We start from the raw sequence: 26,296 nt of genomic DNA on the forward strand, positions 1-26,296 counted from the left end.
TTAATACTATTCCCGGGAGAGTAAAACTCATGAAAGTCCTTGTCCTGCATAAGCCGGGAGATTTAAGGCTTGAAGATGTTGACGAGCCTACCCCCAAAGGAAATTGGGTAAAAATTAGGGTAAAGCGCGTGGGAATCTGTGGCACTGACAAGGCTTTTTATAAAGGGACCTACATGCCTCAAAAGCTTCCCATTATCCCTGGACATGAAATTGCGGGAATCGTTAATGATGTTGGCAACAAAGAGCTCGAACACCTTGTTGGAGAAAAGGTAACTACAGAAATCAACGTTCACTGCGGGAAATGCTGGTATTGCTTACATGGAATGTCCTCACACTGTCCATACAGGCAGACGATAGGGATAAGCATTGACGGAGGGATGGCAGAATACGTGCTAACTAGGGCCGATTTAATTCATTCTATTGAAGGCCTATCGTGGGAGGAGGGTGCGTTTGTTGAGCCTCTTGCAGCTGTTATAGAGATGCTGGAAATGCATCCCCTAAACCCATCATCGAATGTGGCAGTCGTTGGAATAGGGACAATGGGCCTATTATCAATTCAGTTGCTTAATCTGTTGGGCTCGAATGTCGTTGCCGTTGCAAGGGCTGACTCTCCAAAGAGGAGAATTGCCGAAAAGCTTGGGGCTGAGGTAATGACCTTTGAAGAGGCTTTAGACTTTATGAAGACACACACCCCAGAGGGACATGGCTTTGATTACGTTGTTGAAGCCACAGGCAGTCCAAAAGGTCTGGAAATGGCATTGAACTTGGTTAGGCCTAGGGGTGTAATTGCGGCAAAATCGACGCATGGGAGCGATGTATCGTTCAATTACACGCTGATGGTCGTTAAGGAGGTAAAAATCGTTGGCAGTAGGTGCGGACCCTTTGAAAAGGCAATAAACCTGCTAAGGAAAAGGCTCATCAACGTTAAAAACCTTGTGACATCTATTTATAAACTCGAAAAAGGTATAGAAGCATTTGAAAAAAGTTTCGAAAGGGATCAGATAAAGGTGCATCTCATTCCTTGATGTACGGCTTTCCTAAAGCTCTTGGCATTTTGACCTTCTTCATTATTATCGCCACAACGACCAGTGTTGCCAGGTAAGGAATCGTCCTAAAGAGGCTCGCCTCGGCCGTGAAAACCCTTCCAGTCATTTCTTGCAATTTTATTGGAATGTAAATTGACAATGCCTCAAAGAACCCGAAGAGTAAACCACCAACTATCGCCATCAACGGGTTCCAGTTACTAAAAGCAACATTTGCCAGTGCAATAAAGCCCCTTCCGGCGGATATGAACTTCGTGAACTGCCCAATCCAACCAACAACAAGGTAAGCCCCTCCTAGGCCGGTCAATGCCGAACCTACTACGGTTGCATAGAACCTAACTCTGTAAACGTTGACTCCCATAGCTTCGGCCGCCCTCGGATCTTCTCCACAGGCCCTAAGTCTTAATCCGCCCGGCGTTTTGTATAGCCACCACCATGCGGCAAAGCCAACCAGAAATGCAACTATCGTAAGGGGCGAAAATGACAGACTGCCAACTATTATCATCGGTATTTTGTTTACCGAGGGTGAAGAGCCATGGCTGTGCCAGAGTGAGACCAGGGCCAATAAGCTTATTCCGTAGGCGAAGGAGTTGAAACCAACGCCCGCTATTATTTGGTCTCCTTTAAGGTATACGCTTATTAATCCGTGTAAAATTCCGGAGAGTACACCAACGATAACCCCGACCAAAAGCCCCAGGTATGGATTTCCAGTATAGAATGTCACAACCGTCGAAGTAAACGCTGAAAGTATGAATATTCCTTCAAGCCCAATGTTAACAACGCCGGATTTCTCTGTTATTATCTCGCCAACCCCAGCCAAGGTTAACGGAACCATCGAAATCAAGGTGTTTGAAATTATATTCAAAATGTCTCCGATCATTGCCTTCCCTCCGCAAGCTTTCTGAATATCATCCTGTAAACGTAGGGAATTGCCAATGCTATCACGATAACACCCATCAAGGTGTCAGCAAGCTCGGGGGGAGCTCCCGTTTTAAGCTCGACCCACTGACCACCTATTATGAGTCCAGACAGGAAGAGGGCAGAGAATATTATGCCAATTGGATGATTCCTTCCAAGAAGGCCTATACCTATTCCAGTAAAGCCAAGCCCATAAACGGCAGAGAGCATGTCATCTATGTTGTAGGTAATTCCAAGGACCAAGAGAGCACCTCCAAGACCAGCGGCAGCCCCTCCAAGGAGCATTGACGTTAGCACAGCTTTGGAGGGATCAAATCCAGCGTATCTGGCGGAAGAGGGGGAGAGACCAGAAACCCTCAGCCTGTATCCAAGGTCAGTGTAGTATAGAAGATAGTAATATGCCAAAGCAACGATCACTGCTATCGAGAATATAACGCTGAGGTCACCTATTGGCTTTATCCTTGCATTTTCCGGAACGGGAATTGACTCATGAGGTCTCTGAGGATTATAAAATACTCCGGCAATCAGATATGTTATCACATAGAAAAATACCCAGTTGACCATTATCGCCGTAATTACTTCGTTAATCCCTCTATACACCCTCAAGGCCCCTATGAACCATCCCAGGCAGGCCCCGGCGAGTGCCCCCACTATCAATGCCAAAAGGGGATTATTGGTGTAGTAAGCGGTCATCAAAGCTGTAAATGCCCCAACATAAAGCTGGCTTTCACCACCTATGTTAAACACACCCGCTATTGACGGTATTGCAAAAGCTAAACCGGTCATTATCAAAGGGGTACTTTTGTTCATGAGGTATTTAACGTTACCGTAGCCATACTTGAAGAGGATTGCATAAACCTCAATCGGGTTATAGCCTAGTATGACCAAAACAATGGCACCAACTGAAAATGCTATTGCCAAGGACATCACGATCTCAAATGCCTTTCCTACCAGTTCCCCGTTAGGCATTTACACCACCCATCAGGAGCCCTAGCTTTTCTAACGTGAATTTCTCCCTTTTTCCAACGGCCATTATCTTGCCTTCGTATATAACAGCAATTCTGTCGCTTAACTGGAGGATCTCGTCCAAGTCCGTTGATATCAGGAGGATAGCTTTTCCTTTATCTCTAAGCTCAACAAGTGTTTTCCTTATGAATTCCGTGGCCCCGATGTCAAGGCCCTGAGTTGGTTCTGAAACGATGAAAACCTTTGGCTCCCTCACTATCTCCCTGCCAACCATGACCTTCTGCTGATTGCCTCCACTTAGGTGTTTTATAGGTGTCTTCAATGAAGAAACGACAACATCAAACCTCCTAACAACGTCTTCGGCAATGGTATTGGCCTTCTCCCAGAGAATCCTCTTCGATGACGTAACACCCCATAGATTCGTCAAGATAACGTTTTCGGTTACATTCATATCATAAACCAAGCCAACTTTTCTTGAGTCAGGAACATAGGCTATGCCAAGTTTATATCTTTCAATGGCAGGCATTCCGGTAACATCCACGTCAAGAAGCTTTATGCTACCTTTGTAGGACGCCCTGATACCTGCCAAAGCCTCCGCAAGCTCCCTCTGCCCATTTCCCTGGACTCCAGCAATGCCCAAGATTTCACCCTCCTTAAGTTCCAGGGTTATTCCCTTTACGGCGTCCAATCCCCTATCGTCTTTAACCCACAAATCCTCAACTTTCAGAACGGTTTTTCCCGGCTTTGCAGGTTTCTTTTCAATGCTCATAACAACATCTCTTTGAACCATCATCTTTGCAAGATCATTTTCCGAAACTTCATCGGTTTTCACCGTTCCAACTACTTCCCCCCTCCTAAGAACCGTTACCCTGTCGGTTATCTCCTTTACTTCCTTAAGCTTGTGGGTTATGAATATTATTGTTATGCCTTTTTCTCTAAGACCCTTAAGAGTTCTGAAGAGCTCCTCAACTTCGATTGGAGTCAAAACGGACGTCGGCTCATCTAGAATCAACACCTTGGCGTTACCCATAAGAACCTTTATTATCTCAACTCTCTGTTGAATTCCGATTGGTAGCTCTTCAACAGGCTCGTAAAGTGGGACTTTAAAGCCAACGTATTCCATCTTCTCCTTGGCAAGCTTTTCGACTTCCTCAACCGTGATTTTTGGGTTCAGCGACAGCATCGCGAGATGAAGGTTCTCCAGTACTGTAAAGCTTGGAACCAGTGTGAAGTGCTGGTAGACCATGCCTACTCCATGCCTTATGGCATCCCATGGTCCCTGAAATTTTACCTCCTTCCCAAACAGCTTTATCGTTCCTTTCGTTGGTTTTATCTCGCCGTAGAGAATCCTCATTAATGTTGATTTCCCTGCACCATTTTCACCCAGAAGACCGTGAATTTCTCCCTCTTCAACGATAAAGTTAACGCCCTTTAATGCTACAACACCATCTGGGTAAACCTTCACAATGTCCCTCATCTCAACCGCCGGCATTAGAGGAACACCAAACCCAGATATGAATGGGCAAAATAAAAATGTTAGGGAGTCATGAAACAGAACCCTTTTCTAAAGCCGCATCAAGGTTACCCTTGTTAAGTTCCTCAATTATCTTTTCGTATTCTTCGTGCGTCTTTGGAGTCTTGAAGACTATTTCTCCGCTCTTTATTTTCTCCGCGAGCTCGTTGACTATGTCCCAGACATAGGGCTTTATGTAAGCCTCACGAGTTTCCTTAACGATGTTAACAACTTCATCGGGCGTCATTCCCTTGAGCTTTCCAGCCTCGTATGCGAACTGGGCAAATTCTCTGACTCCCTCAAGATCCCAGTAACCGACTCCATTCTCTTTCAAGCCTAATGTCACTATTCCGCCCTTCCACTCTCCTTTGACGACCATCTCTATAGCCTTGTAAACTGCAACGTCAACTCTCTTAGCACCGCTTATTGGAATATACTTTGGAGCGTACCATTCCTGGCTAGCATCCTGACCCATGGCTAGGGCCTTGCCCTTTCCTTGTTCATTCCAGTCAATTATGGCGTTGAACATCCCCACGTGGGTCAAACCGGCCAGACCATATAGAACCTTTGCATCTTGCTGAAGCAGTTGCATTGCCGTGTTGTAGCCAACTTGAGTGTCCGTAAAGGTTCCAGTGTACTGCCAGAGCACCTTTACTGGTTTTCCAGTCTTCTTTTCGAAGTACTTGGCCCCGAAGAGGTAACCAATGTGGAACTTCCAGAGGGGAGGAATGTCCATTCCGGCAACCGCACCAATCGTATTCCCGCCCAGCTCATAAGCCATTCCAGACGCTATAACCCCCATTAGCGCGGCAACTTCCTGCTCGCGGAAGAGTATGTCAACTTCATTTTCGCGGACCTTCCCAGTTGTTGAATCTATGAGAGCAAACTTCTGGTTTGGGTAATCGTCGGCGACCTCGTTAAGTGGCCCCGTCCAGAGGAACCCTATCAGCACCAAGAGGTCGTACTCGCCGCTTTCGCTCAGCTGTCTAAGCAAGGGCACCATATCCTCGTTTGACTTTGGCGTCATGTAGTCAACTTCAACGCCAAGCTCTTTCTTCGCCCTTTCAGCTCCCAAATATGCCATGTCATTGAAACTCAGGTCACCTCTCCCGCCGACATCAAAAAGCACGGCAACTTTGACTTTCTTTTCTGGAGTTGCGGTTGGGGATGTTTCTCCCTGAATGCACCCGCTGGCAACGGCCATCATAACCAAAATAGCAACGGCCAGAGCAAGTCCTGACCTGTTCCTCATTCAGCACCACCTCGTAAGGCCGAAACTCAGGAGTAGTGGACTTTTAAACCTTATAAACCTTAGTGGGCTAAACGGATTTAAACCCCTGCAAAGATGGCGCCTATTCTACGTCCTGGGGGCGATAGTATGGGCTCGAAGCTTGAGGAGTTCAAGAGATTCATCAACGTGGACTCACTTTTGAAATACGTCTCCGAGAGGAGGCACGAAGATGGGGGCTACTGCTTCGTGTCTCAACTAGCCGACACGAACATAAACGATACCTATTACGCCATCAAAATCTACGATCTCTTAGGCCTCGAAGTTCCTGAAAGGGAAAGGACCATAGAGTTTCTCTATAGCTCGGCTCAGATGCAAACCGCAGTTGTTGGCGTCGCAATGGCTATTGAAGGGCTTATTGTACTAGATGCCAAGGACTTAGCGAGGGAAAAGCTCGACCTGCTGTTTCAGAAGTACAACCCGCTGGAAGATAAGTTCGCGGTTGGCCTTGGCGGAAGCGAGGAGTTCGGAACGGCCACTCCCCTTGAAGCCACTTACTGGGCCATCAGAGCGATGAAGGCCATTGGCCATAAAATGAACGCTGAGATGAGAGAAAAAATCAGGGCCTTCGTGATGCGCTTCAGGATCGGCGATGCCTTTGGTGTGACTCATCCAACGACAACCATGACATACCAGGCCATCTTTACGCTTCACTCTCTCGGCTATAAGATAAAGAGCGGGCACTTCAAGAGGGTAGAGGTATGTGGAGAGTGGGGTGGCTTTACCGAGGTTCCACATTCCTTACCGCCGTACCTTGAACCAACCTTCTACGCCCTCAGAGGTCTTCAACTCCAAAGAGAGAAGGCTACCTGCATTAGAAGGCATATCGCCTTCATAAGAGCCCTTCAGAACCCCAACGGTGGCTTCAGGAGGAGCCTCGAGTTGGGCATCTCCAATTTCCAGAACACCTACAGGGCATTGGCGAGTTTGGACGTGTTGCTCAGGCATCTTTAAAAGCCGTAATGGCAAAGAGGGAACGATGCCGCTGGCGGTTAAGGTGCCGAGGGAGAAGGGAGAGGAAGTCAGAAGAAAGCTCATCGAGTTAGGACTCTTTAACAGGGATTACAGGATAGGACGTGAGGGCGATTACCTGCTGATCCCTGTGGTTGAACCCGTCGAAGGATTCGAAACCGTTGAGGTGGAGCTCGAGCCCGTGAGGAGGAGGCCACACAGCTATCAGGAGGTCGTCAGGGTTCCCAAGGAGCTGAGGCCCTCCCTCCCAAGCTCCTTCGATATAGTGGGCGATATAGCCATCATAGAGCTCCCGGAGGAGCTCGTTCCCTACGGGAAGGAGATAGGAAGGGCCATAATGGAGGTTCACCGTCATATAAGAGCCGTGTTCGCCAAGGGCGGGAAAGTGGGAGGAGAGTTCAGGGTAAGGCCACTGATTCATCTGGCCGGAGAGAAGAAGACGGAAACCATCCACAGGGAGAATGGCATAAGGCTCAAGCTCGATATCGCCAAGGTTTACTTCTCGCCTCGCCTCGCCACGGAGAGGAGAAGGATCTTCGAGAGAACCCAGCCGGGGGAAGTTGTCTTTGATATGTTCGCGGGGGTCGGCCCCTTCTCGATTCTCCTGGCAAAGAAGGCCAAACTCGTCTTTGCCTGTGATATAAACCCCTGGGCCGTGAAGTACCTCGATGAAAACAAGCGGCTAAACAAGATTCCCAATGTCGTGCCGGTACTCGGGGATGTCAGGAAGGTCGCTGGGCAGATAAAGGCCGACAGGGTGATAATGAACCTGCCCGGCCATGCGCGGGCCTTCCTGAAGGAAGCCATGCTCAGCGTGAGGGACGGCGGTGTCATCCACTACTACGGATTTTCGCCCGAGGAAGACCTGTTCGGGAAGCATGAGGAAGCCATAAGGGATGTCGCGGAGGAACTCGGCCTAGAGGTGGAGTTCCTGGACAGGAGAAGGATAAGGAACTACGCCCCAAGACAGTACAATGTGGCAATAGACTTCCGCGTTTACGTAAGGTCACCGCAGGTGCAGTAATGCTCGTAAGCTAGAGTGTTGAGGTCCTCGAACCCCTCTCCCGTCTTAGCTGAGAGGTAGATGAACCTAACGGGTGGAGAAACTTCTGAGAGGAAAGAACAAAGCCTGAAAGCTAAGAGACCCTGCATTGAAGTGTCCAGCCTTAATCTCGTCTTGAGATACTCCATGTCATCGAAGTACCGCTTGTGCATCTCGAGCTCCTCCTCATCCAGCAGATCAACCTTGTTCAGGGCCGGGACCGTCGTCGTTCCGAGCCTCAGATCTAGGAGAAGGGCGAAGAAGCGGACGAAGCAGTAGTCATGTGGCCTTCTCAAAATCTCCGGGTCCGAGAGGTAAACCGTGAGAGGGGATGGCAGGTTCTCCATCAGCCTGACGCCAAACTCGTGGAAAAGAAAGGCCTCCATTTGGCCGGGCGTGTCTATAAGGACGTAATCGTGTTCTCCTTCAAGCTCTAATATCGCCCCCAGATACTCGTCGAACTTTGCCATGAGCCTGTCGTAGCTCTCCACTATGGCTCCGTTGGGCCCGTAGCCCTCCGCCATTAGCTCTTCGACGGTTACTGTTTCTCTCACATCAACATCTGGCCTATAGGGAAGCTTCTTCGCCCCAGTATCGAGGTTCACGTAGGCAACCGAATAGCTTTCCTCCAAGTATTTGCCGAAAGAATATGTGAGGGCCGTCTTACCGCTACCCGCGGTGCCTACGAAGGTTAATATCATGAGGAGCTCCCCTCCTAATACATGACCCTTGCCTTTATGCCGGCAAGCCTTAGGACCTCCTCGGCAAGCTTCATGAAGGCCTTTGCACCTTCCGATTCAGGCTTATATTTGACAGCGGGGATGCCCTCAAGGGTTCCCTCCCTGATGGCAGGGTCCTCGGGTATTACGGCGAGGAGAGGAACCTCCATAACTTCCTCGGCGGCCTCCGGGGGTATGTCTCTCTCCGTCCTCCCATAGCGGTTCAGGACGAAACCAAGAATCGCAAGGCCAGCCTTTTTAAGGACGATTCCAACCTTCATGGTATCCGTCAGGCAAGATATTTCGGGGTTTGTCACGAGGATAGCTTCCTCACCACTCAACATTGCGCTCATAGCATCAAGCTGGAGGCCCGCCGGGCAGTCAATTAAAATGAAGTCGAAGTCGTCCTTAAGGCTCTTTATTGTCTCAGGGAGCTTTCGGGGGTCAGCCTTTAATACGTGTTCCCAGTCAACGGCTCCGGGGAGCAGGTGAACATTCTCGAACTGGGTGATGTAGATTGCGTCCTTAACGTCCGCCTCACCCGCGAGAACATCGTGAAGGGTCACCTCAGCGTCATCAACTCCAAGAACGAGGCTTAGGTTCGCCATGGTTAGGTCACCATCTACGGCAAGGACACTTTTTCCAAGGCTACCGAGAGCAACTGAGAGGTTTGCAGTGAGCGTAGTCTTTCCAGTGCCCCCCTTTCCCGATACTATCGAGATTATCCGCCCCATAGCCTCTCCCGGCGAAAATCGTCGGCGAAGTTTATAACCTTTGGGCTTTCATTGAGCTAGTCATCGAATCGTTAAGTTTTTAAGCTGAGCGGAGGATGCCCCATCATGATCCTCGGGATTCTCCTCGCGCTTATCTCAGCATTCGCGTGGGGAATTTCCTCCGTCCTTATAAAGGTTGGACTCAGGAAGAAGAGCCCCGTTTCCGCGAACCTCGTGAGGCTCTACGTTGCCGCCCTCACCTACTTGATAATCTTCTACCTAAACGGAAGCTACGGAGAGATAGCCTCCTTGCCTTTTTGCAATCACGTTATCGCCTTCATCTCCGCTCAGTTCGGCTTCGTCATAGGGGATTACTTCTACTTTTCCGCACTCAAGAGGCTTGGCGTGTCGAGGGTCGTTCCAATAACGTCCACATACCCACTCTGGACGATACTTTGGGTTCATCTTTTCTTGGGCAGGACCATCACGTTGAACGTGGTGGTGGGAGCCATTCTAATAGTGGCCGCCCTCTGGATAGTGCGGAAGGCAGAGGTCGAGGAGCATGCCGACCCGAAAGGCTTTCTCTATGCCCTGTTAACTCCCATCTCCTGGAGCCTTGCCATAACCTTAATGGACTGGCTCTCTAACAGGATGAGCCCCCTCACCTTGGCAGGACTTAGAATGATCTACGCCGCCCTCGGTCTCACACTCGTCTCGTGGAGATATATAGACGAAATAAAGGGCTTCTCAAAGAGGGAGCTCTCCGTTGTGGGACCTGCCGGTCTCTTGGGCCTTGTCATTGCCCAATACACCTTCGTAAAATCGGTCGCTCTTGTCGGCTCTCAAATTGCGACTCCTGTCACGGCGATAAACCCCATAGTGTCCACGACCCTCGCGGTGGGATTCCTTGGAGAACCTCCCAATAAGAAGATACTCATTGGCCTAATACTTGTCGTGATTGGAATAGTCCTGATAACGTCATGAGCCTTTGAGGTCAACCTCCTTTACGAGCCTGACTATGAATGTCTTCCCGACCTTCTCCCTCTCCACGAGCCCCTTTCTCTCTAGCTCTTGAATTATCCTGCTCACAGTGGGTCTCGAATAGCCGACGAGCTCGGGAAGGTCTTCCTGCTTTATTGTCCCGCCATTCTCAACTATAGCCCTGATAACGGCTATTTCCTTCTCGCTGAGGATTTCTAGGGGAACCTTGCTCGATCCCCACTTCCTCCTGGCTAAGTAAAGAACTATCGGAACTGCCACAAGGAGAGCGCCTATGGCTCCGATAAAGGTGTACTTATAGGGGTTTTCCTCCGGAGGCTTGGGCGTTTCTATGGGTGGAGGAGCTATGTTCTCCCCTATCCAATAGGTCGTGTATCCGAGGTTTCTGAGGGTATCTTCAATGGTCTTGTTTAGGCCGAATCCGACTAGTATCACCATCCTCGCGTTGAGTTCTTCGAGCCCTCTAAGCGCGCTCGGAGACAGGCGATCCTCCCAGGTTAGAAGAAGGGGGAGTCGATACTCCATCGCCAACTTAGCAGCTGCGAGCGTTGAACCGTAGTCGAGGGCACTCGCGAGGACGACCGTCTCGCTACCCTGAGGATAGAAATGGACGGCGAGCTTCTCGGCAGTTTCCGTCCTGTCAACACCTCCTATTCTGGTTACGGTAAAGCCCATATTCTCTAGCTCCCTCTCAATTTCTAGGCTTATAGCTTGGGCATTCCCAACTATGAGAACGTTAGTTCTCCTTAGCTGAACGTAGGAGTAAAGCTGGGCCTTAGTAATCGGGTCGAGGCCATCGGGGTTCACGGGCAATATCGGGGCCTTTATTAGGTAAGAATAGGGAAGAACAGTTATGTAATCTATCAGGTTATCGTTTCGGACAATTATAAGATCATACGTTGGTTCAGTGAAGGGGGTTGCAAAGGGGATGAGAAACGTAAGCACCAACAGGATTATGGAGAGGTATCTTTTCCATCTCACCCGTTTTCACCTGATTTAACTCAGGGGCGTCTCTTAAAAATCTTGACCCAAGGGCAAACCTTTTAAGTCCACCACTCCCACAGACCTCGGGCTAAGGGGCTACCCGATGAATCCCGCTGATGAAGATGGAGGTGGGAGGAATGGCCACGTTCAAGCTCGTGATATCTGATCCAAAGACTGGCATAGCCAAGCAGGTTGAGATAAGCGGTGAGGCAGCGGAGAAGCTCATAGGAAAGCGCATAGGCGACCAGATACTGGTTAAAGAACTTGGACTTGACCTCAACGCAATCTTTGGCAAGGAGTTCCCAGAGGACGTCAAGATGGAGATAAGGGGAGGTACCGACAAGGACGGATTCCCCATGAGACCCGACGTCCACGGTCCTAGGAGGGTCAGGATACTCCTCTCCAAGGGACCAGGTTTCAGGCCCAGGGAAAAGGGGGAGAGAAGGAAGAAGACCGTTCGCGGCAACACCATAAGCCCCGAGATAGTTCAGGTTAACGTTAAGCTAATATACTGACTGCTCGGTAAAGTTTAAATTTTCTTTTTAGGACTTCCCTATGCACGGCAGAGGCCGGGGCTTCCCGATGCCGTGAAGCCGTGCTGGACCGGGCTACATTTATCTGGGGTGGAATGGTTTGCTAGAGGTTTTCAATCCGTTACCCCCGCACGTAATCATAACCTCGGTTGCAATCATTCTCACGATAGTCTTGTCCCTCGAATCACGAGAGACACTTTACCTCCTCATAATGAGCTTCTTAGTACTCCTGATAGCGACCAATGAAGGCCAGGCGGAGAAGCTCTTACCTCTTCTTGTCTTGATGCCCTCGATATTCTTTCTCGCGCCGAAGTTTTCCAGGGAGCTGGGTTTCCTGATACTAGGCCTACTTCTCGCGGTGCCGGCCGTGAGGGAGCTCTTAACACCCCAAAAGGCCCTTGCCCTCTCCTCCCTCTCCCTCGCCATATCAGTTCTCTTGAGCCACGGGCCATCTGGCAGGGTAACAGGCGCCCTCTGGACGACCCTTGGGGTTGTGCTGACCCTTATAACATCCCTGTTTACTCCGGTAGCCCCTCTTCTCCCGCTATCCTACCTGCTCACCTTCCCCAGAAACAAGAGAAGTTACGCGTACGTCATTCTTACCATGGGAGGTCTCGCTATACTATTTAGGGCTGGACCTATCACATTACCACGACCGGAATTGGAGGTCCCAAGCTGGCTAATTACTGGAACAGTCCTCCAGATGGCCGTCATAGGATACTCCTTCGTTGAGGGATGGAGGAGTCTGATAAGGAAGAAGCAGACGACGTTTCTAATCATACTCGCAACACTTACTCTTCCTTTCATAAGGGGGAACGAGCCTGAGTTCGTATTAATATTCTCGGCGGCGGCCGTAAGGGCCCTTGTGAGTTTCGTCATTCCTCATGAGGAAACTTGATGGCCCCTATAACGGCCCCCCTAATGTAGGGGCCTATCTCCTTTATAATCCCGGGCGCGTGGGTGCCCTTCTTCAGGATGAGCATCGTCTCCATGAGCCCAAGCTCCTCCATCCTCCTAACGTCCCTGCTGTGGCCCGTCTCTATGAGGGCCCTCTCAATGTTCTCGCTTATGGTCCCGGCGATAAACAGCTTATCGTAGCCATCCGTTGTCCATCCTTTTATCTTCTTTATCCACCTCTCCGTAAGGTATACCTCTACTTCCCTCGCTAGCCTTTCTACCTTCTCAACCCTTACCTCTACGGGCAGATTGTCAACCCATCCAAACTCCCTTATCATCTGCCTAACGGGTTTCTCTCCAAACGTCCTCTTGAGCCAGTATAAAGGGAGCAGGGCGTCCTTGGGCTTGGGCCTAAGGATTCCCACGTCCACATAGATCCCATAGCCAACCTTGCCGAGATCCACGAGCCTACCCCTGATAACATGCCCTTCTTCAATCTTGCCGAGGGACAGGGGGATCTCCCCGAATTCTTCTCTTATTAAGTTCGCGGAGACCTCAGAATCTTCTCCTTCGAGGCTAATCTTTACCCACTGCCTCGTCGTAACGCTAATCCTCCATCTGACGTCGAGATCTCCAATAAGAGCTCTTAATTTCCGATTAAGTTTGTTAAAACCACTCCTATCTCCATAAATCTTCTCCCTGATTATAACGTCCATGTCTGAACCTCCAGGTGAACTAGCTTACTTTTTTGCTTTTCTTCCCTCTGCTCGTCTTCGCAGGTTTTCTAAGTCCAAGCTCTATTTCTAGCTCCTCGATCCTCCTCTTCAGTTCCTCGACTATCTGAGTGTTATCATACTCCTGAAGTATCTCCCCGCATATTGGACACTGAAAGCCATATTCAAAGGCCTCATCGAAGGTCAACTTGGGGTGGCCGGGTGTACCGCAGTGATAATAGACTTCACTCGTCTCCTCTTGCAACATCTTCTTCAGCCGTTCCAGCTCCTGCATCTTTCTCGCCCTGACGATTTCCGGCAACCTCTTTATCTCAATGCGCCAGTAATAGTAATACCACCCAGTCTCGTCATCCCTTACCCGCTTAAAATCAGCCAGCTTTGCATCGTAGAGGGCATACAGAATCTTGCGGACGGTATTGACACGTATTCCAGTCACCTCAGCAAGTTCCTCATCGGTTGCCTCGCCCTTTTTCTCTAGGGCTTTTATTACCTCAACGGCTTCCTCTCCACCTATGTCACGTGCAAGTTCTATGAGCGCCTTGTTTCTCCTTGCCATTGTTCTGGCCCTCCGATATTACCGGTTGAACACATCTCCAATGAATTTATATAAACAATATCAATATATATACTTTGTGTGCTTTAGAAAGAATACTGACGAACAGAAGCGGGCATTAATCCGTTAGATATTCATCAACTAGCTCCTTGGCGGAGGGTTTGTAAACCTCCAAGACTTCAATGTCCTCTATAACATTTCCCTCCCTGAGCTTTAGCTTTACCTTGCCTCCGTAAACTTGGAGATCTAGAAGACCGTAAACGGCATCTTCAGCTTCAATTGGGCTCTTGAACTTCATTATGTACTCACCATCCTCGGTTATAAGCTTAACCCACCACTCGTTCTTTCTCTTGAAGGGCCTCGTGACCTTCGGTTTGAACTTTTCAACGACTATCTCCAATGATGCCACCTCCACGCTGAATTCTCACAAGATTAAAGATATCAAGTCATCGAGTCTATGGAGGATTCACATTAACCCTTCACAAAAAAGCTTATAAAACTTCTGTCTGTCTTCGAAGTGGTGGGCCGGTAGCTCAGCCTGGTCAGAGCGCCGGGCTTTTAACCCGGCGGTCGCGGGTTCAAATCCCGCCCGGCCCGCCATCATGGTAAAACTTAAAAACCCACTTTTATAGACTATCTCTTGGACGTAGCCCCGTGGTGTAGCGGCCAAGCATGCGGGACTCTGGATCCCGCGACCGGGGTTCGAATCCCCGCGGGGCTACCATACGAGTTCCTTAATTTCCTTCCTTATTCTCAAACCACAACGCTTATACACCCAAAGTTTCCACTACGCATGTGGTGAATTGGTATGATATTACCTCTTTCCTCCGCAGGTCTTATGAGTTCACCTTCTTCTATGATACTTGGGAATGATCGGAGAACTTGGATTATTGAATTTCTCCAGAAGAACGGTAAAGAGGCCGAAATAAGTGAGCTCGTTGATTATATTACCAAAATCGAAGGGAACACAAGCAGAAGACACAGGAAGAGTGTTTACGTGAGCCTTGTTCAGACCCATCTTCCAAAGCTTAAGAGGGAGGGCATAGTGGAGATCAAGAGAGGAACAATAAGGCTACTCCAGGTTCCCGATGATGTTAATGCGTATATTGTTGTAAGGAAAAAGAAAAATATATGGGCTATGGCTTATGCCCTTCTTGCATCCATATCACTCATAGGAGCCGCTTTGAAAGTAAACCCTGAAGGAGTCATGATATCCTTGGCATTCTTGGCGCTTTCGCTTTTCCACTGGGCCAAGACATCGCACGCCTGATACCTTCTGATCTGCTCTGGCTGGTAATTGATTATTATCTCTCGGGAAAGGCCCAACTACCTAAGTATTCAGAGTTACCTAAGTTTGGTTTAGGACTCACGATATGTGGGTCCTGAGAAAGCGAGGAGATGGAAAATTTGAACAAACTTGCCCTTGGAGTATTTGGCCTTTTGGCCACGTTCGGTCTCGTGCTCGGCGCGGGGGCGAACTTTAGTGACTACAACGCCAGCAGAAGTTTCCACTGGGACATAGTCACGGACGATACCGAGCTAATAGACCTTGTTGCCATTCAGCCCTACTCTTACATCAACGGAGACGGCCTTCTGACGATTGACTTCTCGGCCAATAACCCTAACTATCCGGGATACGGGGATGGTATAAGCCCCTCAAGTGAATACAACTTCGACGAAGTCTTCGGAGTCAGCAACCACCTTTGGGAAAATATGCCAATAGTCGTCGAAATACAGTCGAGCAGCACTAATGTGGAGTTCTACGGCCATGAAGGGGACGTTTACTCAGCTTATGATGGAAGCCTAGCGAGTTCAAGCGACTATGCTAGGGACTGGGTATGCTTCGTTGTCATGCCTGGAGACACTGTTAAGATAGGAATCGACCTCAGCGCCAACGGGGACAGCCCTAATGACGTATGGATCGAAGCTATGACAATCAAAGCTTACAGGCTCGGCACGGAGCCGCCGGAGCTCGTCGGTAAGTGCGGGCAACCTAGGGGGGTTTGAAAATGAATAAATTCTTTGGAATGGCCCTGCTTCTCGCAGGAATGATGCTTGCAGTTGGCACGGGAGCCAACTTTAGATACTACGAGGCGAGCAGGGACATAACGGTGGACATAGTTGGGGACGACAACGAGTTTATAGACCTAACACCGCTTCAGCCCTATGCAATCTTAAGCAACGGAAAGCTTGTAATAGACTTTTCGGCCAACAACCCCAACTATCCAGGATACGGGGACGGCATGAGTCCGAACACAACATATGTCTTTGAAGAGGTCTTTGAAGTTAGCAACGAGCTCTGGGAAAACGAGGACGGAGACTATCCTATATGCGTAACAATCAGTGCCGTGCATCCGAACATTCAGATATTTGCTGGGGACTACGACTCTCCAATCGCTGGGCCAGGAAGCTCAATAAGCGTGACCGTCTACCATGGAAGTCCAGTTCCTATAGGCTTTATATTCGACAACACAAACGCGGCTCTAGGCAGCTATCAGTTTCAGCTGCAGATAGATGCAGTTGCAGGAGCTTGTCAGTGAAATGGGGGATTTTCCCCCAAATAAATTTCTGGTGATGAGAGATTATGAGAATCGTGGAGGTCGCCATTACGCTCGCCGTGTTTATCTTTGTAACGGCATCCGCTACTGGTTTCATTCTTGGAAGGCCCCTCTTTGTCTCCTACGTTTACTCGGATAGCATGAAACCAACGCTGGAACAATGGGACCTTTTCTTCATAAACCCTCTATCTAAAGGGGATGTTGGAGACATAATCGTCTTCAAGCTTGACGGAAAGTGGGTAGTCCACAGAATATACGCGATAAGCGGAGAGGGCTACATAACCAAGGGAGACAACAACGTGGCAACCGATCAGCAGGATGGGAAAGCAGAGCCGATAAAAAGGGGAGACGTGGCGGGCAAGGTAATAACAATCGGAGGGAAACCTCTTAAGATACCAAGGGCTGGAAAGCACCTGAACTCACCTTATGTCGCCGTTGGGCTGGTCCTTTTTGGGACAATTCTCCTGACTACCGGAGGAAAGAAAAGCAGAAAGTCCCGTAAATCCCGTAGGAGGTTCCTGACGATCAGCTTCAACACCCTCTACGGCCTCATATCCACCATACTCCTCCTCATGTTTGTATTTTCCACGATGCTGTCATGGGGAACCATCGGAATAGGCTATGCCTCAACGGCGGCGGGTGGGCAAAGGGAAGGGTGGTATCTCCCAGGCTCAACTTTCACGGAGAACATCACCGTGGAAAACAGGGGCCTGTATCCACTCCTCTTCATCCTTGAGGGAAATGGCATTGGAGAGGACAGTGCTTTCATGCTCTTTAAGGGGGAATCTAAGGACGTGCCAGTTACGGTGAAGGTTCCAGAGGAGACAAGAGTGTACAGAGAAAACGTGCACGTTTATGCCTTCATACCAATCCTTCCAGCAAGCACCATAGAGAAACTATACGGAGTAAGTCCTTACCTACCTATTGCCGTCCAGATAGCTGAACTGAGCGTCCTCCTGACACTCCTAAGGCTGGCAATAGGGGAAGGAGAGCCAATTAGGATTAAATCACCGAGAACTTTATGGAGCTGATTTGGATGAGATACGCTGGATTTATCCTACTCCTAATAGTTGCAGGGATATTCGCCCTCGGTTCTAGGGGCAGCTTTACAGAGTATAACGCTAAAAGAGCAATCACAGTGCCCGTAGGGAGAAATGCATACATCGAATTTGAGTGCAATAACACCATCATCAGAGTCATCAACAATATGGATGTGCCAATTTCAGCCAAAGTCGTGGCAAGCTGTTCCCCAGAGCTAAACTGCCATTGGGAAGAGGCCACGATTCTGCCGGGAGAAAGCAAGGAGCTAAAGGGAACCGTAACTGGGCTTCCCGGCACCTACCAAATTCCCCTGACCATTATAGCCAGATGGAATGGTGGGGATGCCAAAATAACCGCCTGCAGAATAGAAGTAACCATAGAGAAGGGTGATGACTATGAACGCTGAGACTAAGAGAATCCTCGCATTCATCAGCGCGAGCCTCTTCGTGACTTTCATGCTTCTTTCGATAGTTGCCTACACTAGGGATCCCATAAGGGAAGAGGACAGACTCATGGGCATGGTAGTTCAAACGGCGGCCTTCACTCATGAGGGGCACTTTACCAACTCAACCGTTTATGGGGAGAGGGCTTCCCTTAAAAACTACCCCACAGGAATCACGGATGCGATATACGGAAGGTACACCTACACAGTATCCCCCGTGCTGACGGGAAGATATGAGCTTCAGGGCATAGTGACATACTTCGTTACAAAGGGCGGCGAGAGAATCGTGCTTTTTAACGAGACGCTTTTCAAGTACAGTGGAGCATTCGAAGATGGGGGCTTCACAAGGGTCGTTTACTTCAATCTCACGAAAATTGATGAGAGACGTGATGAGCTCGCTAAGGCTCTCAAGCTCCCACGACTTTCCAGGGAAATATCAATGAAAGCTTTCGTCCAAGCGAGCGATGAAGAGTTCGCCCACGAAATCACCCTGGTTAGAGATTCGTCAACGGGCCTAACGAGCGTGGCAAATGCTGAGAAAGTTGTTAGGAAGAACATCGTTGACAGGATGTCAATTAAAAACGAGCTTCTCTTCATGAGCGTCAGCACCGCTAGAATTGTGTTTCCCCTCCTAGCTATCGCCTCCGGACTAATGTTCCTCTGGCTCTGGGATCCAAAGCCCCGGAAGAGAGGAACGCTGGAAGGCCGTCCTCATGGCATCGAGGCCAAGGTCTTCCTGAACGATGAGAAAAGCTTGAAAAAAGTTGCAAACCTTACGGGGAACCCGATATTCCACTATAGGGTGGATGGCACCGACGTTTACGGCGTTGTGGACGGACAGGTTATCTATGAATATAGGGAAAGAGCTCGAGGAAGTGGGGAATCCTGAGACCCCTCTTCCTCGCGAACTCTCCAGGTACATCGACGAGCGCTGTAGCCTTTTTTATCACGGAGACATCCGAGCTCGCGGCGATATCGAAGCGTGTCACCGCTAAATCCGGCACCTTCTCGGTTTTGGCTCCTCCTTTAAGGCCCAGCTCCTCCATTATCGAACGTGTTAACCTCGCCAACCGCCCGCTCCCGCTAACGTTCTTGTCATATAACACCCAGACCTCGGAAGGACCAAAATCTGCTAGGAAGCCCAAAAGGGTCCGCAGGTTCTCTTCCGTTCTCTCATGGATTTCGTAGCCTCTCCTAAGCTCCAGGTCGCGGACAAAGCCATCCTCACAGAGCACGGCCCTGCCCGCAAGGAGGGATTCGAATGTTATGAGGACGTTATAGCCATCTATGCCAAGCTTCCTGTCCCTTATGGCTTCCACGGGAACGAGTTTCGACTTTCTCTCCTCGATTTCAACGTCGCTGAAGACGCATCTCGCCAAAATGTGACGGGTTCGAGCGTCGAGCAAATAGTGATTGGCCACGAAGTTCAGTGCCGTCTTCTTTCTGTAGCCTCTGCTGAGTAGATACTTGAGGTCCTCATAGGCCTCCATGCAATCACCCGTTAAGGTCATATAATCTTCTCGAGTACCTCGTCTTCGGCAATAATCCTCACTCGAACCTTTTCCCTAAGCAGGGAACGCCTGGCCTTCTTCGTTAGTATCTCGTCCACCTGGAATATTCCGGAGAGATGGTTCATCCTAACCTCGATGAGAATTGGCGTTTTCTCATCGCCCTCCCGGATCTCGACCTTCTCGATTGCGAGGGCCGAGACGCCGTGTATATCCACCTTGTCCGGCTTGTAAGCAAGTCTGCTTCTCCCGGCCTCCATGTCACAACCGTCGGCCACCGTGAGGATGCTCCCTTCCATCGTCGTACAGTCCGTTGACTCGTCGTGGGTGTAAATGGCGTTAAGGGTAAGGGCCTTGAGGAGGAGAGGATTATCATTTTCAAACTTTCTCACGAGCTCTTCTATTATCGGTTCCGCGAGGACAACGCTGAAGAAGTAGTGGTTCTCCCTGTGGATGATGTTCCCAACGTCGTGGAAGAGAGCAGCAAAGGCCACGATGAACTTGCTCCACCTTAGGGACTTACCCAGCATCTCGGCCGTTGTCTTCACGCCGAAGCGCTTCAGAATCCTGAGGATTTCCAAGGCTCTTTTCGCCGTTAGAAGGACGTGGATGCTTCCATGGTCATTGAAGCCGTAGACGTTGAAGACTATTGAGTTCGTCGTTTCAAAGTAGTGGCGGTAGCGTCTGAACGTCTCCTTGAAGAGTCTGAATAGTTCCTCATCCTCCATCAGGACCCTTATCTCACTGAGTAAACCCTCCACCGTGTACACACGATCACCAGAAAAAGTTGGGGATTCGGTTTATTAGCTCTTCCTCGCCCTCCACCATGCGTATAGTATCACGGCGCCTGCTCCAGCGGCCGCCCCAAGACCCAGGAATAACAGCTTCGTCCCGAGCGGAGCGTAGGGAACGGTCACCGTGGTTGTCGTCGTAGCGGTTGCCGTCCGCTTGACCGTCTGGGTAATCGTGAGCGTCGTGGTATTCGTGACCGTTGTAGTTAAATACTTCCCTACGGTCTCCGTCACGGTTGTTGCGGGAGCTTGGACAACTCTTTCATCAGCCTTCACCTCAAGCTCTGCCCTCCCCGTTCCAGCAGGGCCCCCCAGCGTATCTACGATTGCCGTTACGTTATATATGCCAGGACTCACGGCCACGAGGGTTACGTTGCCCAACCACTCTTCGCCGGGGGATAAGGAGAGTGGTATCACAACCCACTTCTCAAGGAGGGAGCTACCATTTACGAGACCAAAGCCCGGTGGAAGATTCAGAGTAAGATTAGCGGGTATAGCTACGTTGCCCGCGTTCTTCACCTTTAGGCTGGCTACGAAGGGTTCGCCGGCCCTCACAACCTCCGGGAGCGTCAGCTCCACGGTGTAAGTTACGTGAGCGGGAGTTACTGTGATGATAGGCGAGTTGGAGTAAAATTCTAGCTGGTCGCAACCCCCGCAGACGAGTGGATAGGGAATTGGAACGAGGGCCCTCACATTTCCAACCTCAAGTACTCCCGATTTCAGGGCCCTGACATGGACGATTAGGGTTTTCTCCTCGCCCGGCTTTAGAGATTCAAGGAAGAGGCAACCGACACACTCATCCAGAACCTCGATGCCATTGCCAGGCATGAAGTATAGTTTTACGTTGAATAACCTGTCCTCCCCCACGTTCTTCACGCGGATAGTTAAGGGGAATTTCTCGTACTGGGTGACGTTCTTGGGACCCTCAAGGGAGATGTTTAACCACGCGAAGTGCTCCAGCTTAGGCTTGAGGGCAGGGTCGTAGAAGGCAATGATATGGAGCCTGACGCCCTTTGCGTCCGTTTCTGTCCCCACTATTCCTAGGTCAAGGCCACCGTAGCCAAGCCCTTTGATGACCCTGCTCTCAATGGGCAGGTACTTCGCAACCAAGATATCACCGCACAGGTTCCTTATGCTGATGTATGCAAGCCCTCCCTCGCTTCCCTCCGCCCTTATCAAGTAGGGTCCTATCCTGTAGTCTTGTCCCACGTAGAGCCAAAAGTCGTAATCAGGATTCCTTTCGACACGTATTATCGCCCCGCGAAGGTGCACTTCGAGGAAGATTATCGGATTGCAGATGTTGTCTGTGTACTCACACACTATCCTCTTGACGTCCACCCTGAAAGGCCCGACATCCCCAGAAGAGCCTTCAGGAATTTCATACGTGGAGCCATTAAACTCCATGATGACGGAATTAACGAGCTCTCCATTGAGGCCCGTGGTGTTAACGCTTACCACCTTGAGAACCATCGAGTAATAGGTTATCTCATCCCCAACTCGCACGTTGCCTGAGAAGACGAGGGGATAGGGGTCAACGGTCACCCTATAGCCTGCAAAGGTAAACGACTTCGTGGAGAAGGTCTTAGTCGTCTCGCCGTCCGAGGCGGTTATCGAGAACCCCGTAGGCCCAACACTCGTTAGCATGAAGCTAACAGGCCCAACGCTCACCGACTGGCCCACGAGGATTGGAGGGAAGGTCACGTTCGCCAAAATGTAATTCTTACCTGCCAGAAGAATTCTCTCGATATCTATGCTAAGATTACCGAAGGGTATGTATTCACAATCCGCGTTGGGACACAGACCGAAGAGCTCTCTCTTACCCGGCATTATTGACTTATAGACCACCCTATCTCCATATGTTATCTTGACAAGCACGCTTCCATCGAGACTGACGTCAAGGAAGGAAACTGAATACTCGCCTAAGATCATGTCTATCGGGACGGTAACCCAGACCGCTAGCCCAGATGCGAGGACACCCGGGGTCGTTAAGAGAAGGAACAATACCAAAAACATCCTCTTCATATCGCTCACCCCAGTAGCCAGAGTATTGCCTCGCCTCCCCCAAGGTTCATGAACTTAGCCATCAGGTGTTGGCCCAAGTACATTCCCGCCGCGAAGACCCAGAGGAGGATTACGAAGTAGTAGAGGGAGCCAAGGATGTGACCGCCATCAGCCACCTTAATGGCCATCGCCGAGAGCAGGGAATGAGTTACCATGAGAACCAGCATCACGAGGCTGAGCATCGCCATGCCACTGGGTGGTATCACATGAATGATGTCCCCTATGTACTCGGTGGGCACCTCAAGCTTGCCGAATAGATCGTTTATGGAAACGGCCACTTGGAAGGATGCTGCTATGGAGAATGCAAACGCTCCCGTGAGGCCGAGAATTATGCCGAGGAAGTTCGAAACGCTCTGTTGCCTCTTCCTCCTAAGGCGAACGAGCCTCTCAAAGTTCCTGCTGATTACTTTGCCAACGTAGTCCGGTTCGGCACCGAGTCTAAGGCTCTCCCTAAAAATTTCCGAGAATATCCCTATGAGCCAGCTACCGGTCTCAGCTATAAAGAAGTCCCAAGCCCTCTGCGGGTCGACCCTAACGGCCAGCCTGCGGTAAAGGGACTTTATGTCCTCGGTGAGCGTTCCAAAGTCATGGGCGCTAAGGTATTTCAAGACAAGAAGCAGGGAAGCACCGCTCGCAGCCAAGGAGGAGGAAAGGCTTCTTATGAAGGCGGGGAAGTTCTCATCCTTCCTAAATATTGCCGCCTCCTCCCTCCTAACGACATTGCCAACATAGGCGAGGGGAGTTAGGGTGAGGGCCACCACAAAGGGCGTTGGTATTGGAAAGCGGGGCCTGATGATTAAGTAATAGGCGAGGCCAACTATTGGAATGGCAATAAGAGAGTATATTAAGGCCCTCCTTATCCTCCTCTGTCTCGGCGTTTCAACTTTCACTTCCGCCCATATTGGATCCTCGGGCATGCGATATTTTATGACCAGGAGGGCACCCACCTCAGCCGCCACTATGAGGAAGAGAAGGTATAAGGCCAGCCTCCCAATGTCTTGGGCTGTTATCAGGGGCCCAATGATTATGAAAGCGGCGGCAAAGACCACGGAGATTATTATTGACTCATAGATTTCCTTAAAGATGTCAAGGTCGTAGAGGGCGCCCTCGTAGAATGTCTGGTAGTCATCCATAACTGTCTGCTGCTCCTGGAAGAGATACTCCTTCAGGTCAACGCCGCTGTCAAGGGAATAAGCCAGCCGGTCAAGGAAATCTGAGAACACCCTGCTTGGAGTTCTTCTCGCGAGGAAGCGGAAGGCCTCTGGGAGGGAGCGGTGAAGCTTGTCAACTATTATGTAAACCTTCTTGAGCTCGCTGGCTATAGCACCAAGCTTAGGGTCACTCGAGAGAACCTTGAGGAGGTCGCTCCTGCCTATCTCGCTCGTCGAAAGGACAGCGAAGTACGTTATGAAGTAGGGGAGCTTGGAGTTAATTGATATCTTCTTCGAATCGGCCATGAGGTAGGGGTATGCCACGGCGTAGATGATAATGATAGTCGGGATGAGATACATGAATATTCTGAGGCCGAGAGGAAGAACGAAGAATCGAGTGAATACCATTATCGCCATGAAGATTATGAGGGAGCCAAATATGCTGGGGATGAGTATCCTGCGCACGTATTCCTTCGGGGACACGTCTGACTTAACGAAGATGCTGATATTCTCTTCCGGCATTGTTACCACCACCTCACAGCCTGAAGCTGAGACCTTCGATGCCCCTCTGGTAGAAGGCCTTAATTTCCCTGTAAACGTCCCAGTAGTTGAATATCTTCAGCTCGACCATTCTCTGGATTATCCTTGCCCTAAGGAAGAGCTCGTCGTAGATATCCTTCGGGTCCTCATAACCAGCAATCTCGGCTATCTTCCTCTCGAGTATGTAGGAGTTGTTCATGCCCCTGAATATGTGCTTATCACTGACAGGGTCCCATTCGAAGACATTTCTCGTTGCGACGCCTCCAAGCTCTTCATAGTAACCCTCTATCTCGACAACGGTGATAACACGCCTCAGAAACTTGCCCCTCACATAGACGGCCTGCTGGAAGAGGGCGATGTTGAGGTTGTCTATGAAGGTTATTGGGACGTTGATCGGATGGCCCGTGAAACGCTGGATCATCTTCTTGACATCACCCGCGTGGAACGTGGACATGACGGGGTGTCCAGTCTGCATCGCCTGGAAGGCTATGGCACCTTCGGCACCACGGATCTCACCGACGATGATATAATTCGGTCTCGAACGCAAGGCCGCTTTGAGAAGGTCGAAAAGTGTAACTCTGCTCTCCTCGGGACCGCGCTCCCTAGTCACTAGACGCTGCCAGGTTGGATGGGGCACTTGAACCTCGGGTGTATCCTCGGCGGTGAAAACCTTGGAACCTGGCTTTATGAAGGGGATTATAGCGTTCAAGGTCGTCGTCTTACCTGAGGCTGTTTCACCACAGATAAATATACTCATACCATACTCTATGGCCAGCCAGAGGTAGGCCGCGATCTCGGCGCTCATAGTTCCCCAGGCAACGAGCTGGGTTATGCTAAGGGGTGTGGCCGCGAACTTACGAATTGTTGCGCTCGGACCTTTAAGGGAAATGTCCGGGGAGTATATTATGTTGATACGGGAGCCGTCAGGCAGCGCACCATCAACTATCGGGTTCCTATCGCTCACAGGCCTTCCTATGCGCTCTGAAAGGTTCTTGAAGTAGTCGGCAAGCTCAACATTGTCCTTGAACTTGATGTTCGTCGGAAGGTGCTCGAATATCTTGTGAACGAGGGATACGTAGTGGGCACCTATGATATGGATGTCCTCGATGTATGGGTCCCTCGCGAGAGGCTCAAGAGGACCGATACCTATTATGTCTCTCTTTATGAGGTAGCGGAACTTCTCCATCTCGTCTTTCGTTATAGTAATTGCTTTTCTACCCTTTACGAGGGAGAGAACTGCCTCTTCAAAGAGGGAGTCCAAGAACCTTTCGAACTCCTCCTGCTCCTCAGGAATCTCGCGAGAGGGGGCCAACTCGAGTATCCTATCCTTTATGAGCCTGTATTTCTCCTCTTCCTCTTTGCTCTCTATCCTGGGCTCTATGACTATATACTGCTTCTCGGTCTGAGGGTCGCCGTAGATGTGGATGAATATTGGATCACCCACTGGGTAGATTATATTCGGATAGGGTATCTCCTTCATTTCCCTGCTGAGCTGGACGTGGAACTCTGGAATCTTACCGTACTTCCTCCTAAACTGGTCGATGTATTTGCGGAGGTGCGGATTCCTCCTCATCGCATCCTCGAGCGTCGTTGACACTACCTCCGCCATGTCACACCACCGCCGCTATCTCTACAACAAGGCCGACCTTTGGCTCCACGCGGAATGGTATTATCTTTTGAAAAGCTCCCTTGGCATTGTTGTACTTCACTATCGTGGCGGAGTTCTTCAGATCCCCACCGAAGACCCTCACGTTGAGGCGCATGAGCATCGTGGAGGCCTCTTCTAGTAAGAAGAGAACGTCCCTCGGGAGCTCCTCAGGGTTAGCTGTAAGCACTATCACCTTCCCAAGGCTCGAAAGCCTTTTTATGTACATAAGGAAGTTCCTCACGGCCCTTACGTCCTGCTCCCTCGAGAGTATCGATGAAAAGGAATCTATCATAACAACATCCTGCTCCCAGAGGCGAGGCTCACCAAGGAGCCTGCTCAGGAACTTTCTCTCCTCGCTCACACCGCTCAGGAGAGGATAAAGGGAAACGAACACAAGCTTCTTCCTTATGAGAAAAGGAATCACATCGTAACCAATTGACATCATCTGCTTGACGTATTCAACAGTCGTGTACTGGCTGGAGACGTAAGAGCACGTATAACCGTTCATCAGGAAGCCGTAAAGGAGTCTCTGAGAGAGTATGGACTTACCGCTACCCCTGTCGCCTTCTATGACTAAAATAGTGCCGGCGGGGATACCCCCGCCAAGACGCCTGTGGAGTTCATCGCCCTTTAGATCCATCCTGAGGAGCTCCTCGACCAAGGTGATCACCCGTTACCCTTC

28 protein-coding genes and 2 tRNA genes are annotated in these 26,296 nt (G+C 50.1%); 14 read left to right on the forward strand and 16 right to left on the reverse strand.

From position 1 onward, the window contains the following. Positions 1-29 precede the first annotated feature (29 nt). Entirely contained in the window at positions 30-1,025 is a 996-nt protein-coding gene (locus PYCH_RS05930) for an MDR/zinc-dependent alcohol dehydrogenase-like family protein (protein ID WP_013905943.1), read from the forward strand. Here PYCH_RS05930 and PYCH_RS05935 read toward each other — a convergent pair. Genes PYCH_RS05935 through PYCH_RS05950 form a run of 4 tightly spaced genes read right to left on the reverse strand, consistent with a single transcriptional unit; the run spans position 1,015 to position 5,692 of the window. Further along, the gene (locus PYCH_RS05935; RefSeq protein WP_013905944.1) at positions 1,015-1,923 is read right to left on the reverse strand and encodes an ABC transporter permease; all 909 of its coding nucleotides are present in this window, start codon (positions 1,921-1,923) and stop codon (positions 1,015-1,017) included. The two genes, PYCH_RS05930 and PYCH_RS05935, sit on opposite strands and share 11 nt — an antisense overlap. Then, positions 1,920-2,930 (reverse strand): ABC transporter permease, encoded by a 1,011-nt coding sequence (locus PYCH_RS05940; protein ID WP_013905945.1) that lies wholly within the window; start codon positions 2,928-2,930, stop codon positions 1,920-1,922. The genes PYCH_RS05935 and PYCH_RS05940 overlap by 4 nt, the downstream gene beginning before the upstream one ends. Further along, positions 2,923-4,419: an ABC transporter ATP-binding protein gene (locus PYCH_RS05945; protein ID WP_013905946.1), complete on the reverse strand. Its 1,497-nt coding sequence runs from the start codon at positions 4,417-4,419 to the stop codon at positions 2,923-2,925. Before PYCH_RS05945 ends, PYCH_RS05940 begins: the two co-directional genes overlap by 8 nt. Positions 4,420-4,471: 52 nt before the next feature. After that, positions 4,472-5,692: a BMP family lipoprotein gene (locus tag PYCH_RS05950; RefSeq protein WP_013905947.1), complete on the reverse strand. Its 1,221-nt coding sequence runs from the start codon at positions 5,690-5,692 to the stop codon at positions 4,472-4,474. A 126-nt stretch (positions 5,693-5,818) separates the two neighbouring features. Here PYCH_RS05950 and PYCH_RS05955 point away from each other — a divergent pair, with 126 nt between their 5' ends. Both PYCH_RS05955 and trm5b read left to right on the forward strand, forming a co-directional pair. Next, the gene (locus tag PYCH_RS05955; protein WP_013905948.1) at positions 5,819-6,682 is read left to right on the forward strand and encodes a prenyltransferase/squalene oxidase repeat-containing protein; all 864 of its coding nucleotides are present in this window, start codon (positions 5,819-5,821) and stop codon (positions 6,680-6,682) included. A gap of 25 nt (positions 6,683-6,707) precedes the next feature. Beyond that, positions 6,708-7,724, forward strand: a complete 1,017-nt coding sequence (gene trm5b, locus PYCH_RS05960) for a tRNA (guanine(37)-N1)-methyltransferase Trm5b (RefSeq protein ID WP_013905949.1) — start codon at positions 6,708-6,710, stop codon at positions 7,722-7,724. On the opposite strand, the gene PYCH_RS05965 is transcribed toward trm5b, so the two are convergent. Both PYCH_RS05965 and minD read right to left on the reverse strand, forming a co-directional pair. Continuing rightward, positions 7,697-8,443 carry an ATP/GTP-binding protein gene (locus PYCH_RS05965; RefSeq protein WP_013905950.1) on the reverse strand — a complete coding sequence of 249 codons (747 nt, stop codon included), beginning with the start codon at positions 8,441-8,443 and terminating at the stop codon, positions 7,697-7,699. The genes trm5b and PYCH_RS05965 overlap by 28 nt on opposite strands. Positions 8,444-8,457: 14 nt before the next feature. Next, the gene (gene minD / locus PYCH_RS05970) at positions 8,458-9,195 is read right to left on the reverse strand and encodes a cell division ATPase MinD (RefSeq protein ID WP_013905951.1); all 738 of its coding nucleotides are present in this window, start codon (positions 9,193-9,195) and stop codon (positions 8,458-8,460) included. Positions 9,196-9,300: 105 nt separating this feature from the next. Here minD and PYCH_RS05975 point away from each other — a divergent pair, with 105 nt between their 5' ends. Further along, entirely contained in the window at positions 9,301-10,158 is an 858-nt protein-coding gene (locus PYCH_RS05975) for a DMT family transporter (protein WP_013905952.1), read from the forward strand. Here the strand turns inward: PYCH_RS05975 and PYCH_RS05980 are convergent. Next, a complete protein-coding gene (locus tag PYCH_RS05980; protein ID WP_013905953.1) occupies positions 10,153-11,154 on the reverse strand; it encodes a DUF7343 domain-containing protein in 1,002 nt (333 codons plus the stop codon). The two genes, PYCH_RS05975 and PYCH_RS05980, sit on opposite strands and share 6 nt — an antisense overlap. Positions 11,155-11,294: 140 nt before the next feature. Here PYCH_RS05980 and PYCH_RS05985 point away from each other — a divergent pair, with 140 nt between their 5' ends. Together PYCH_RS05985 and PYCH_RS05990 are read left to right on the forward strand one after the other, a co-directional pair. Further along, positions 11,295-11,672, forward strand: coding sequence for a 30S ribosomal protein S6e (locus tag PYCH_RS05985; protein ID WP_013905954.1), 378 nt, complete (start codon positions 11,295-11,297; stop codon positions 11,670-11,672). A gap of 118 nt (positions 11,673-11,790) precedes the next feature. Next, entirely contained in the window at positions 11,791-12,588 is a 798-nt protein-coding gene (locus tag PYCH_RS05990) for a hypothetical protein (RefSeq protein WP_013905955.1), read from the forward strand. Here the strand turns inward: PYCH_RS05990 and PYCH_RS05995 are convergent. From PYCH_RS05995 to PYCH_RS06005, 3 genes are all read right to left on the reverse strand, one after another. After that, positions 12,566-13,303, reverse strand: a complete 738-nt coding sequence (locus PYCH_RS05995; protein WP_013905956.1) for a DUF2110 family protein — start codon at positions 13,301-13,303, stop codon at positions 12,566-12,568. The genes PYCH_RS05990 and PYCH_RS05995 overlap by 23 nt on opposite strands. A 19-nt stretch (positions 13,304-13,322) precedes the next feature. Then, positions 13,323-13,877: a transcription factor E gene (gene tfe, locus PYCH_RS06000; protein ID WP_013905957.1), complete on the reverse strand. Its 555-nt coding sequence runs from the start codon at positions 13,875-13,877 to the stop codon at positions 13,323-13,325. A gap of 115 nt (positions 13,878-13,992) precedes the next feature. Beyond that, positions 13,993-14,274 carry a hypothetical protein gene (locus PYCH_RS06005; protein WP_013905958.1) on the reverse strand — a complete coding sequence of 94 codons (282 nt, stop codon included), beginning with the start codon at positions 14,272-14,274 and terminating at the stop codon, positions 13,993-13,995. A gap of 122 nt (positions 14,275-14,396) precedes the next feature. Between PYCH_RS06005 and PYCH_RS06010 the strand changes: the two genes are divergently transcribed. The 8 genes from PYCH_RS06010 to PYCH_RS06045 all read left to right on the forward strand — a co-directional run bounded on the left by PYCH_RS06010 (position 14,397) and on the right by PYCH_RS06045 (position 18,804). Then, positions 14,397-14,474 (forward strand) — tRNA-Lys (locus PYCH_RS06010). Positions 14,475-14,522: 48 nt separating this feature from the next. Beyond that, positions 14,523-14,598 (forward strand) — tRNA-Gln (locus PYCH_RS06015). A gap of 84 nt (positions 14,599-14,682) precedes the next feature. Beyond that, complete coding sequence (locus PYCH_RS06020) at positions 14,683-15,144, forward strand: DUF7344 domain-containing protein (RefSeq protein ID WP_013905959.1); 462 nt, start codon at positions 14,683-14,685, stop codon at positions 15,142-15,144. A 128-nt stretch (positions 15,145-15,272) separates the two neighbouring features. Next, positions 15,273-15,881: a DUF1102 domain-containing protein gene (locus PYCH_RS06025; RefSeq protein WP_048058239.1), complete on the forward strand. Its 609-nt coding sequence runs from the start codon at positions 15,273-15,275 to the stop codon at positions 15,879-15,881. Between the two features lie 2 nt (positions 15,882-15,883). Beyond that, positions 15,884-16,414, forward strand: coding sequence for a DUF1102 domain-containing protein (locus tag PYCH_RS06030; protein ID WP_013905961.1), 531 nt, complete (start codon positions 15,884-15,886; stop codon positions 16,412-16,414). Between the two features lie 44 nt (positions 16,415-16,458). Further along, the gene (locus PYCH_RS06035; RefSeq protein WP_013905962.1) at positions 16,459-17,463 is read left to right on the forward strand and encodes a signal peptidase I; all 1,005 of its coding nucleotides are present in this window, start codon (positions 16,459-16,461) and stop codon (positions 17,461-17,463) included. A gap of 5 nt (positions 17,464-17,468) precedes the next feature. Further along, complete coding sequence (locus tag PYCH_RS06040) at positions 17,469-17,879, forward strand: hypothetical protein (RefSeq protein ID WP_013905963.1); 411 nt, start codon at positions 17,469-17,471, stop codon at positions 17,877-17,879. Next, on the forward strand, positions 17,869-18,804 hold the full coding sequence (locus PYCH_RS06045) for a hypothetical protein (protein WP_013905964.1): 936 nt from the start codon (positions 17,869-17,871) through the stop codon (positions 18,802-18,804). Before PYCH_RS06040 ends, PYCH_RS06045 begins: the two co-directional genes overlap by 11 nt. On the opposite strand, the gene PYCH_RS06050 is transcribed toward PYCH_RS06045, so the two are convergent. The 6 genes from PYCH_RS06050 to PYCH_RS06075 are packed head-to-tail and all read right to left on the reverse strand — an operon-like array spanning position 18,758 to position 26,275. Then, positions 18,758-19,405 (reverse strand): DUF434 domain-containing protein, encoded by a 648-nt coding sequence (locus PYCH_RS06050; protein ID WP_013905965.1) that lies wholly within the window; start codon positions 19,403-19,405, stop codon positions 18,758-18,760. The genes PYCH_RS06045 and PYCH_RS06050 overlap by 47 nt on opposite strands. Before the next feature lie 17 nt (positions 19,406-19,422). Next, positions 19,423-20,193 carry an HD domain-containing protein gene (locus tag PYCH_RS06055; protein ID WP_013905966.1) on the reverse strand — a complete coding sequence of 257 codons (771 nt, stop codon included), beginning with the start codon at positions 20,191-20,193 and terminating at the stop codon, positions 19,423-19,425. Positions 20,194-20,226: 33 nt separating this feature from the next. After that, the gene (locus PYCH_RS06060) at positions 20,227-22,236 is read right to left on the reverse strand and encodes a COG1470 family protein (RefSeq protein ID WP_013905967.1); all 2,010 of its coding nucleotides are present in this window, start codon (positions 22,234-22,236) and stop codon (positions 20,227-20,229) included. A gap of 5 nt (positions 22,237-22,241) precedes the next feature. Continuing rightward, complete coding sequence (flaJ, locus tag PYCH_RS06065; RefSeq protein ID WP_013905968.1) at positions 22,242-23,948, reverse strand: archaellar assembly protein FlaJ; 1,707 nt, start codon at positions 23,946-23,948, stop codon at positions 22,242-22,244. 13 nt (positions 23,949-23,961) lie between these two features. Further along, the gene (locus tag PYCH_RS06070; RefSeq protein ID WP_013905969.1) at positions 23,962-25,575 is read right to left on the reverse strand and encodes a type II/IV secretion system ATPase subunit; all 1,614 of its coding nucleotides are present in this window, start codon (positions 25,573-25,575) and stop codon (positions 23,962-23,964) included. A gap of 1 nt (position 25,576) precedes the next feature. Further along, the gene (locus PYCH_RS06075) at positions 25,577-26,275 is read right to left on the reverse strand and encodes an ATPase domain-containing protein (RefSeq protein ID WP_013905970.1); all 699 of its coding nucleotides are present in this window, start codon (positions 26,273-26,275) and stop codon (positions 25,577-25,579) included. Positions 26,276-26,296: the final 21 nt, after the last annotated feature.

It is taken from the genome of Pyrococcus yayanosii CH1 (assembly GCF_000215995.1).
Classification (GTDB): Archaea; Methanobacteriota_B; Thermococci; order Thermococcales; family Thermococcaceae; genus Pyrococcus; species Pyrococcus yayanosii.